A 9,113-nucleotide genomic window follows, 5' to 3' on the forward strand; every position below is an offset into this window, starting at 1 on the left:
GTCCGGGCCCGCCGCCCGCAGGGCGCGCTGAGCCGGCTGCACCTGACCGCGACCCTCCAGGCCGCCGCCCCGCACCAGGCGGCGCGCGGGCGGGCCGGCCGGGCACTGGTGCTGCGCAAGGACGACTTCCGCGAACAGGTGCGCCAGGGACGGGAGTCCAACCTGGTGCTGTTCGTGGTGGACGCCTCCGGCTCGATGGCCGCCCGGCAGCGGATGACCGCCGTCAAGGGCGCGGTGCTGTCGCTGCTGATGGACGCCTACCAGCGCCGGGACAAGATCGGCATGATCACCTTCCGTGGCGCGGACGCCGAACTGGCGCTGCCGCCCACCTCCTCGGTGGAGGTCGGCGCCGCCCGGCTGGAGACCCTGCCCACCGGCGGCCGCACCCCGCTGGCCGCCGGCCTGCTGCGCGCCCACGAGGTGCTGCGGGTGGAGCGGCTGCGCGACCCGAACCGGCGCCCGCTGCTGGTCGTGGTGACCGACGGCCGGGCCACCGGCGGCCGCGACGCGCTCGCCCGCTCCCAGCGCGCGGCCACGCTGTTCGCCGCCCAGGGCACCGCGAGCGTGGTGCTGGACTGCGAGTCCGGGCCGGTCCGGCTGGGCCTGGCCCGCACCCTCGCCGGGCTGCTCGGCGCCAGCGCCGTCAGCCTGGACGAGCTGCGCGCGGAGGGTGTGGCCTCGCTGGTCCGCGCGAACCGCGCGGCGAGTACGACCACTTCGATGCGAAAGGCGGCCTGAGCCGACATGCCCAAGGGTGTCCCCGAGAGCGTTCCCGACGACGGCCTGACCACCCGCCAGCGCCGTACCCAGCCGATCACCGCCGTGCACACCGGCCCCGGGAAGGGCAAGTCCACGGCCGCCTTCGGCATGGCGCTGCGGGCCTGGAACCAGGGCTGGTCGGTCGGGGTGTTCCAGTTCGTGAAGTCCGCCAAGTGGAAGGTCGGCGAGGAGAACGCGCTGCGCGTGCTCGGCGCCTCCGGCGAGGGCGGCACCGTCGACTGGCACAAGATGGGCTCCGGCTGGTCCTGGATCCAGCGCTCCGCCGAGCAGGAGATGACCAGCGAGGAGGCGGCCAAGGAGGGCTGGGAGCAGGTCAAGCGCGACCTCGCGGCCGAGACCTACCGCTTCTACGTGCTGGACGAGTTCACCTACCCGATGCACTGGGGGTGGATCGACCCGGAGGAGGTGGTGGCCGTGCTCAAGGACCGTCCGGGCAGCCAGCACGTCGTCGTCACGGGCCGGTACGCGCCCGAGGCGCTGACCGAAGTCGCCGACCTGGTCACCGAGATGACCAAGGTCAAGCACCCCATGGACGCCGGCCGCAAGGGCCAGCGCGGCATCGAGTGGTGACCTCGTGAGCAGCAGCCCGGGGAGCGACGTCCCCCGCATCGTCGTCGCCGCGCCCTCCTCGGGCGCCGGCAAGACCACCGTCGCCACCGGCCTGATCGCGGCGCTCACCGCGCGCGGGCTGGTGGTGTCGCCGCACAAGGTCGGCCCCGACTACATCGACCCGGGCTACCACGCACTCGCCGCCGGGCGCCCGGGCCGCAACCTGGACGCCTTCATGTGCGGGCCGGAGCGGATCGCGCCGCTGTTCCTGCACGGCGCGGCGGGGGCGGACGTCGCGGTGGTCGAGGGCGTCATGGGCCTGTTCGACGGGGCCTCCGGGCGTGGGGAGTTGGCGTCCACCGCACACGTCGCCAAGCTGCTGCGGGCACCGGTGGTGCTGGTGGTGGACGGCAGTTCGCAGTCCCGCTCGGTGGCCGCGCTGGTGCACGGCTTCGCCTCCTGGGACCCGCAGGTGCGGCTCGCCGGGGTGATCCTCAACCGGGTCGCCTCCGACCGGCACGAGCAACTCCTGCGCGAGGCCCTGGAGGAGGGCTCCGGCGTGCCCGTCCTGGGCGCGCTGCGCCGCTCGGCGGCGGTGGCCACACCCTCCCGGCACCTCGGGCTGATCCCGGCGGTGGAGCGCTCGGCGGAGGCGCTGAAGGCCGTCGCGGACATGGGCTCCCTCGTCGCGGCTTCGGTCGATCTGGACGCCCTGCTGGAACTCGCCCGCACGGCACCCGGGTTGGACGCCGAGCCGTGGGACCCCTCGACGGAGGTGGCGCCGGTCGCCGGGCGGCCCCGGATCGCGGTGGCCGGTGGCGCCGCGTTCTCCTTCTCGTACGCCGAGAACGCCGAACTGCTCGGCGCGGCAGGCGCGGAGGTCGTCCCGTTCGACCCGCTGCACGCCTCGGCACTGCCGGAGGGCACCGCCGGGCTGGTCATCGGCGGCGGCTTCCCGGAGCTGTACGTACGGGAGTTGAGCGGGAACGCCGCGCTGCGCGACGCGATCGCCGCGTTCGCCGCCGCGGGTGGGCCGATCGCCGCCGAGTGCGCCGGACTGCTCTACCTGGGACGGGAGTTGGACGGCCTGCCGATGTGCGGCGCGCTCGACACCACCGCCCGGATGACCGAACGGCTCACCCTCGGCTACCGCGAGGCCGTCGCCCTGCACGACTCCCCGCTCGGCCCGGCCGGCACCCGGCTGCGCGGACACGAGTTCCACCGCACGGTCTGCGAACCCTGCGCCGGCGAACACCCCGCCTGGGGCTGGCGCCTGCCCACCGGGCCACGCACCGAGGGCTTCGCCGCCGGGAACGTGCACGCCTCCTACCTGCACCTGCACTGGGCCGGGGCACCGTCGCTGGCCACCTCGTTCGCGGGCGCCGCGGCGGCCTTTGATGCCGGGACGGGGCGCGGCGCTGATTCCTAGGATGCTCAGATGGATGTGATCGTTCTCAACGGCGGCTCCAGCTCCGGCAAGTCGAGCATCGCCCGGCGCCTCCAGGAACTGCTGCCGGAGCCCTGGCTGCACCTCGGCGCGGACACCATGGTGGACGCGCTGCCGCCGTGGCTGCTCGACGGCGGCGAGGGCATCGGCGGCCTGACCGACGGGGACGGCACGGTGGCGGTCGGGCCGGCCTTCGCCCGGCTGGACGCCGCCTGGACGGTCGGCGTGGCGGCGATGGCCCGGGCCGGGGCCCCGGTCCTGGTGGACGAGGTGTTCCTCGGCGGAGCCGGCTCGCAGCAGCGGTGGCGCGCGGCCCTGGAGGGACTGGACGTGCTCTGGGTCGGCGTGCGCTGCGACCCGGCGGTGGCCGCCGCCCGCGAGGCCGCCCGCGGCGACCGGGTCGCCGGGATGGCCGCCGCCCAGGCCTCGGCGGTGCACGAGGGCGTCGCCTACGACCTGGTCGTCGACAGCTCGCGCGCCTCGGCGGACGACTGCGCCGCGCTCGTCCTCGCGCGCGTCACGGCGCCGCGATGAGCCCCGCACGGCCGCCCTTCTGCGGTTGACTGTCCGACAGCACCCACCTTTCCCACGGAGGCACGCCCATGGCCAGGCAGCACGAGTACACCGCCGAGATCGAGTGGACCGGCAACCGGGGAACCGGCACCAGCGACTACCGCGCCTACGCCCGCGACGTCGAGGTGTCCGCCGAGGGCCTGCCGGGCATCCCCGGCTCAGCCGACCCCGCCTTCCGCGGCGACCCGGCCCGCTGGAACCCGGAGCAGCTGCTGCTGGTCGCGCTCTCCCAGTGCCACCTGCTCTCGTACCTGCACCAGTGCGCGGTGAACGGCGTGGTGGTCACCTCGTACGTCGACCGGCCGACGGGCACGATGACCGTGACCCCGGCGGGCGGGAGCTTCACCTCGGCGGTGCTGCGCCCGCGGGTCCAGGTCGCCGAGCCGGGGATGGTGGAGCCGGCCCTCGCCCTGCACGCGGCGGCGAACCGGGGCTGCTTCATCGCCAACTCGGTCGACTTCCCGGTGCGGCACGAGGCCGAGGTGACGGTCGCGCCGTAGCACCCGGCCGGTCAGAGGGTGAGGGTCTGCCAGCCCCGGGTGATCTGGTCGTGGACGGCCGCCGGGTCCGGCGCCGTCGGCTGGGCCGCCGCGAGCGCCGCCAGCAGGCCGGTGCCGTCCGCCGGGCGCTGGGCCGGGTCGACGGCCAGGGCGCGGCGGACCACGGCGGCGAGCGTCGGGTCGAGGGCCTCGACCGCCGCGAGTGCGGCCGGCTCGGGCCCGGTGTCGACGATCCGGCGGATCACCGCGCCCGTGTTGGTCGCCGCGAACGGGCTGACCCCGTACGCCGCGCACACCACGCAGCACGCCCAGGCCCACACGTCGGCCGCCGCGCCGACCCGCTCGTCGCCGAACTGCTCCGGCGCCATGTACGTCAGGGTGCCCGGCCCGCCGCCGGTGGCGGTCAGCCGGGTGCCGTCCACGATCGCCGCGATGCCGAAGTCCAGCAGGCGCGGACCGGCCGTGGTCAGCATGATGTTGGCGGGCTTGAGGTCCCGGTGGACCAGCCCGAGCCGGTGCACCCCCGACAGGGCCACGGCCAGCGCCAGCGCCAGGGCGCGCAGCGCCTCGGCGGAGCGGATCGGCCCCTGCTCGCGCAGGTGGGCGTCGAGCGGGCGGCCGTCCAGCAACTCCATGGCCAGGTAGGGGCGTCCGGCGTCCACACCGGTGTCGAGCACCCGGGCGGTGTAGGCACCCGGGACCATGGCGAGCACCTCGGACTCGCGCTGGAAGCGGCGCAACAGGTCGCCGTCTGCGAGGAGTTCGAGGTTGATGGTCTTCAGCGCGACCTGGGTGGCGGAGCCCTGGCGCTGGGCGAGGTAGACCGTGCCCATGCCGCCGGAGCCGATCCGGCCGAGGAGCTGGTAGCCGCCGATCGTCCGGGGCTCGTGGGCGCTGAGCGGGCTGCCGACCGGCGGGGCCGACACCACCGGCGGGGTGGGCTGGGCCGGCGGGGTGAACTGCGGCGGGACGTACGGGGGCTGCGGCGGGGCCGGCGGCGTCTGCGCGTACAGGTTCTGCGCGGCCGTGGGCGCGTACGGGTTCTGCCCGGCCGGCGCCGCCTGGAACGCCTGGGCCGCCGACGCCCCCGCCGCCGCCCCGCCGACCGCCCTGGGCTTGCGGCTCGCGAGCAGGGCGACGAGCTGGTACACCGATGCGGCGATGACCAGGCCGACCGGCAGCAGGAACGCGCCGAGCGCCGCACGGACCACGAGCAGACCGATGATCCGGGCCCGGGTCGGGCCGGACGACCACGCCTCGCTCGGCAGGCCGGCGGTCAGCAGGTTGCGCTGGGTCAGGTAGCAGAACAGCAGCCAGAGCAGCAGGCAGGTGACGAAGATGCCGATGTACCAGGCCCGCGCCACGCCGAGCGACATGGGCCTCGACGCGGCCACGTACCGCGCGTTGAGCTCGTCGAACGGCTGGCTCAGCACCCAGTGGACGTGGGAGGCGAAGAAACCGGCGGCCGTGTAGACGTACGCCGCCGCAGCACCCAGCGCGCCCACCGTCAGCTCGCCGACGGTCGCGCCGACGCCGCCCGGCGCGCCCGCGGTCGCGTCCGCACCCGTGGCCGCCAACGCCCGTCGGCGCGTCGCCGTTTGGGCGCGCACCAGCACCGGCAGGGTCGCCGACCGCACCAGCACGGTGGCGACGATCATGATCAGTACGGCCACGTCCAACGAGCTCAGCATGCTTCCCCCTGGCTGATCGAGCACACGGAGTATAGGGGGGAGCCCGTCAGGCGTCTGCCCCCGACAGGGCGGTGAGGCAGCGGTCGATCTCCCCGCCCGACTCCCTCGGCATCGGCAGGTGCCGGTGCCCGCTGCCCGCGGTCGCGTCGAACAGCCTGCCGTCGCACCGGCGGATCGGCCGGTGGGGGTCCGCCTCCGGGGCAGCGGAGCCGGCCCGGACCAGCAGGACGACGACGCCGACGAACCGGCCGGAACCGGCCGCCCGGGCACCACCGACCCGGCGCGGGCGCTCGCCGCCGCCTGCCGGGCGTTCGGGGTGGGCGTGCCCGCGCTGGACTGAGCCCCGGCGTGTCGGTGCCGGGTGGGAGAGTGGGCGGCATGACTGACTCCGGGCGGGCCATCGCCGACTACTGGGACGCGGCCGCGTCGAGCTTCGACGAGGAGCCGGATCACGGGTTGCGGGCCGCGCCGACGCGGGAGGCGTGGGCGCGGCGGGTGCGGGGGTGGTTGCCGGCCGAGCCGGTGGATGTGCTCGATGTCGGGTGCGGGACGGGCTCGTTGGCGGAGCTGGTGGCGGCGGGCGGGCACCGGGTGACGGGGGTGGACGTGGCGCCGCGGATGGTCGCGCGGGCCCGGGCGAAGCTGGCGGCGGCCGGGCTGGCGGGGCGGTTCCTGGTGGGGGACGCGGGGGCGCCGCCGGTGCGGGCGGGCGGCTTCGACGTGGTGCTGTCGCGTCATGTGGTCTGGACGCTGCCCGACCCGGAGCGGGCGTTGCGCGGCTGGGTGCGGCTGTTGCGGCCCGGCGGGCGGCTGGTGCTGATCGAGGGGCGGTGGCGCGAGGCGGGCGAGCCGTGGGCACCGTACGTCGCCGGGGCGGAGCACCTGCCCTGGGGCGGCGGTGTGGGCGCGGACGAACTCGCCGCGGCGGTGCGCCCGTTGGTAACGGACCTGCGCGTCGAGCCGCTCGACGGGGACGCGGCACTGTGGGGCGGCCCGGTGCACGACGAACGCTATGCGCTGGTCGCCGAGCGGTGAGCCTGGCCGCGAGGGGGCGCTACGAACCGCTGCCGAAGGTCCCGCCGAGCGGGTAGCCGCGGAAGCAGGCGGCGCAGCGGAGGCGGGTGTAGATCGCCACGGTGCCCATGCAGACGTCCTCACGGCCGTCCAGCGGGGAGAGGGAGCGGGCGGGCCTGCCGCAGTCCAGGCAGCGGCGGTGGGGGCGGGCGGTGGTCGAGCAGGCGCGGCAGACCAGGTGGGTCGGGTGCTCGGCGTGGACGACGACGGGCTGCGGTCCGCCGTGGAGCAGGTGGTCGCACCAGGTGCAGGACTCGTCCTCCTGCGAGGCGAGCATCCGTTCCCTTGTCTCGCGCTGCCACGGGGCGGCGTTCTGCAGCGGCACCGTGACCGGCGGGCCCCACCCGGCGGCGGCGAGCCACTGGGCGCCCTCCGCCCCGGCGGCCCGCAACTGGTCGTCGACGGCGATCTCCCTGGGGGTCTTGTGCTTCATCGGGCCACTCCTCCGGTGCGTCGTCCCGATGGGTTAACGCGGCCGGGAGGTAGTGGTCACGCGAACGACCCCGTCGTCAGCCGAGCGGTTCGGTGTCGCCGTGGGCGACGAGGAGTTTGCGCAGCAGGGTGTCGAGTTGGGCGCGCTCGTCGGCGTCGAGGGCGGTGAGGATGTGCTCCTCGTTGCGGATGTGGCCGGGCAGGGCGGCGTCGATGAGTTCCTTGCCGGCCGGGGTGAGGCGGACGAGGACGGCGCGGCGGTCGGTCGGGCAGGGGTTGCGTTCGACCAGGCCCTTGGCGGAGAGCTTGTCGACGCGGTTGGTGATGGCGCCGGAGGTGACCATGGCGGACTTGAGCAGGGCGCGGGCGTTGAGTTCGTAGGGTTCGCCGGAGCGGCGGAGGGTGGCCAGGACGTCGAACTCGGAGGAGTCCAGGCCGCAGGTGAGGAAGTACTCGCGCAGGGCGTTGTCGACCCGGGCATTGAGCCGCCGCAGCCGGCCGATCAGGGCCATGGCCTCCAGCGGCAGGTCGGGGCGGTTCCTGGCCCACTGCTCGGCGATGTCGTCGACGGTGTCGCGCTGCTGCATGGCCGGTCATCTCCCTCGTGGCTCGTGGCGGCCGTCCACCGGCCGCCGGTCGCAGATATCTTAACATTCACATACTTGACGTTCGCCGATCTCGGGCGTAGAAATATCTCAACGTTCAGATAGTCAACGTTGAGGGGATCGGGATCACCATGGACCGCAAGCGCGCAGGAATCGCCGTCACCGCCGCACTCGCCCCGGCCGCCTGGGGCACCACCTACCTGGTCACCACCCAGCTGCTGCCCGAAGGCCGCCCACTGCTGCTCGCCGCACTGCGGGCGCTGCCCGCCGGACTGCTCCTACTGCTGATCGGGCGCAAGCTGCCCAAGGGGCGCTGGTGGGGGCGCGCGGCGGTGCTCGGGATGCTCAACATCGGGCTGTTCTTCCCGCTCACCTTCGTCGGCGCCTACCGCCTGCCCGGCGGCGTCGCGGCCACCATCGGGGCGATCCAGCCCCTGCTGGTCGCCGGGTTCTCGATCGGCGTGCTCCGGGTCCGGCCCGGGCGCCGGGCCCTGCTCGCCGGACTGGCCGGGGTCGCCGGAGTCGCGCTGCTGGTGCTCAAGAGCGGCGCGACGCTGGACGGCGTCGGGATCGCCGCGATGGTCACCGCGATCGGGCTGATGGCCATGGGCACCGTCCTCACCCGCCGCTGGGGCCGCCCCGAGGGCGCCACCATGGTCGACCTCACGGCCTGGCAGCTGCTCGCCGGCTCGGTGTTCCTGGTCCCGCTCGCGGCGCTGGTCGAGGACGCGCCGCCGGCCCTGAGCGCCTCCAACCTGGCGGGCTTCGCCTACCTCGGACTGCTCAGCACCGCACTCGGGTACGTGCTGTGGTTCCGTGGCATCGAGCGGCTCGGCGCCGGGCCGGCCTCGTTCCTGGGACTGATCAACCCGGTGGTGGCCACGGTCGGCGGCCTGGTCGTGCTCGGCCAGACCCTCACCGCGTGGCAGGTGCTGGGACTGCTGCTGGCACTCGGCGCCATGCTGGTCGGCCAGGCCCCGGCCCGACGGGCCGCCCCGGTGGCCGACCCGGCACCCGCGGCCCAGGCGCCCGTGCCCCAGCCGGTGACCGCCCACTGACGACCCTCCGCGACTGCCCCGCCCGGCCACCGACCGGACGGGGCAGCGGCACGGGCGCGACGGGCGGAGCCGCGCCGTACGCCTCAGCCGGTGGCGCGGATGTAGATGTCGGCGGCGCCCGGCAGGCCGCCCGGGATGGTGGCGACGTAGATCCGGCGGGCGCTGGGAGCGTGGCCGGGGACGGCCGACGGGGTCGCGGTGGGCGTCCAGGTCGGGGTCGGGGTCGGGGTCGGGCTGGCGCTCGGGCCGGGCCCGCCGCCCTCGGGCCCGCCGCCCTCGGCCACGCTCGCGGCGCCCCCCGCCCCGCCCTCCACGGTCGGCTCCCCGGCCCCGTCGTCGGCGTCCGGGTCGGCATCGCTCGGGGTCGGTTCCGCGGCGATGGCCACCGGCGCGGAGGTGGCCGC

Annotated in this window: 11 protein-coding genes and 1 pseudogene; 8 read left to right on the top strand and 4 right to left on the bottom strand. The window is 75.4% G+C overall.

The window, feature by feature from the left end:
- From BG452_RS22675 to BG452_RS22695, 5 genes are all read left to right on the top strand, one after another.
- A partial coding sequence (locus BG452_RS22675; protein ID WP_188306184.1) for a vWA domain-containing protein occupies positions 1 to 738 on the top strand: 738 nt, incomplete at its 5' end.
- 6 nt (positions 739 to 744) lie between these two features.
- The gene (cobO, locus tag BG452_RS22680) at positions 745 to 1,350 is read left to right on the top strand and encodes a cob(I)yrinic acid a,c-diamide adenosyltransferase (protein WP_188306185.1); all 606 of its coding nucleotides are present in this window, start codon (positions 745 to 747) and stop codon (positions 1,348 to 1,350) included.
- A gap of 4 nt (positions 1,351 to 1,354) precedes the next feature.
- Positions 1,355 to 2,758, top strand: coding sequence for a cobyrinate a,c-diamide synthase (locus tag BG452_RS22685; protein WP_188306186.1), 1,404 nt, complete (start codon positions 1,355 to 1,357; stop codon positions 2,756 to 2,758).
- A 9-nt stretch (positions 2,759 to 2,767) separates the two neighbouring features.
- Positions 2,768 to 3,310: a phosphotransferase-like protein gene (locus BG452_RS22690; RefSeq protein WP_188306187.1), complete on the top strand. Its 543-nt coding sequence runs from the start codon at positions 2,768 to 2,770 to the stop codon at positions 3,308 to 3,310.
- A 68-nt stretch (positions 3,311 to 3,378) separates the two neighbouring features.
- Positions 3,379 to 3,849, top strand: a complete 471-nt coding sequence (locus BG452_RS22695; protein ID WP_188306188.1) for an OsmC family protein — start codon at positions 3,379 to 3,381, stop codon at positions 3,847 to 3,849.
- Between the two features lie 11 nt (positions 3,850 to 3,860).
- On the opposite strand, the gene BG452_RS22700 is transcribed toward BG452_RS22695, so the two are convergent.
- Complete coding sequence (locus tag BG452_RS22700) at positions 3,861 to 5,540, bottom strand: serine/threonine-protein kinase (protein WP_188306189.1); 1,680 nt, start codon at positions 5,538 to 5,540, stop codon at positions 3,861 to 3,863.
- Between the two features lie 181 nt (positions 5,541 to 5,721).
- Here BG452_RS22700 and BG452_RS22705 point away from each other — a divergent pair, with 181 nt between their 5' ends.
- Positions 5,722 to 5,880, top strand: coding sequence for a hypothetical protein (locus BG452_RS22705; protein WP_188306190.1), 159 nt, complete (start codon positions 5,722 to 5,724; stop codon positions 5,878 to 5,880).
- A gap of 38 nt (positions 5,881 to 5,918) precedes the next feature.
- A complete protein-coding gene (locus BG452_RS22710; protein ID WP_188306191.1) occupies positions 5,919 to 6,575 on the top strand; it encodes a class I SAM-dependent methyltransferase in 657 nt (218 codons plus the stop codon).
- 19 nt (positions 6,576 to 6,594) lie between these two features.
- Here the strand turns inward: BG452_RS22710 and BG452_RS22715 are convergent, their stop codons facing one another.
- Positions 6,595 to 7,047, bottom strand: a complete 453-nt coding sequence (locus tag BG452_RS22715) for a hypothetical protein (protein ID WP_188306192.1) — start codon at positions 7,045 to 7,047, stop codon at positions 6,595 to 6,597.
- Positions 7,048 to 7,123: 76 nt separating this feature from the next.
- The gene (locus BG452_RS22720) at positions 7,124 to 7,633 is read right to left on the bottom strand and encodes a MarR family winged helix-turn-helix transcriptional regulator (protein WP_188306193.1); all 510 of its coding nucleotides are present in this window, start codon (positions 7,631 to 7,633) and stop codon (positions 7,124 to 7,126) included.
- 149 nt (positions 7,634 to 7,782) lie between these two features.
- On the opposite strand from BG452_RS22720, the gene BG452_RS22725 reads away from it, so the two are divergent.
- A complete protein-coding gene (locus BG452_RS22725) occupies positions 7,783 to 8,709 on the top strand; it encodes an EamA family transporter (protein WP_188306194.1) in 927 nt (308 codons plus the stop codon).
- A gap of 83 nt (positions 8,710 to 8,792) precedes the next feature.
- On the opposite strand, the pseudogene BG452_RS22730 reads toward BG452_RS22725, so the two are convergent.
- Positions 8,793 to 9,113, bottom strand: a pseudogene (locus tag BG452_RS22730) (hypothetical protein); the annotation flags it as partial.

The sequence above is a fragment of the Streptomyces sp. CBMA123 genome, from assembly GCF_014596465.1.
In the GTDB taxonomy this organism is placed as follows: Bacteria; Actinomycetota; Actinomycetes; order Streptomycetales; family Streptomycetaceae; genus Kitasatospora.

Bases quoted from the DNA above. Each gene is read 5' to 3' on its own strand.
- cobO (WP_188306185.1), top strand. From the start codon at position 745: ATGCCCAAGGGTGTCCCCGAGAGCGTTCCCGACGACGGCCTGACCACC.
- BG452_RS22690 (WP_188306187.1), top strand. From the start codon at position 2,768: ATGGATGTGATCGTTCTCAACGGCGGCTCCAGCTCCGGCAAGTCGAGC.
- BG452_RS22695 (WP_188306188.1), top strand. From the start codon at position 3,379: ATGGCCAGGCAGCACGAGTACACCGCCGAGATCGAGTGGACCGGCAAC.
- BG452_RS22700 (WP_188306189.1), bottom strand. From the start codon at position 5,540: ATGCTGAGCTCGTTGGACGTGGCCGTACTGATCATGATCGTCGCCACC.
- BG452_RS22710 (WP_188306191.1), top strand. From the start codon at position 5,919: ATGACTGACTCCGGGCGGGCCATCGCCGACTACTGGGACGCGGCCGCG.
- BG452_RS22715 (WP_188306192.1), bottom strand. From the start codon at position 7,047: ATGAAGCACAAGACCCCCAGGGAGATCGCCGTCGACGACCAGTTGCGG.
- BG452_RS22720 (WP_188306193.1), bottom strand. From the start codon at position 7,633: ATGCAGCAGCGCGACACCGTCGACGACATCGCCGAGCAGTGGGCCAGG.
- BG452_RS22725 (WP_188306194.1), top strand. From the start codon at position 7,783: ATGGACCGCAAGCGCGCAGGAATCGCCGTCACCGCCGCACTCGCCCCG.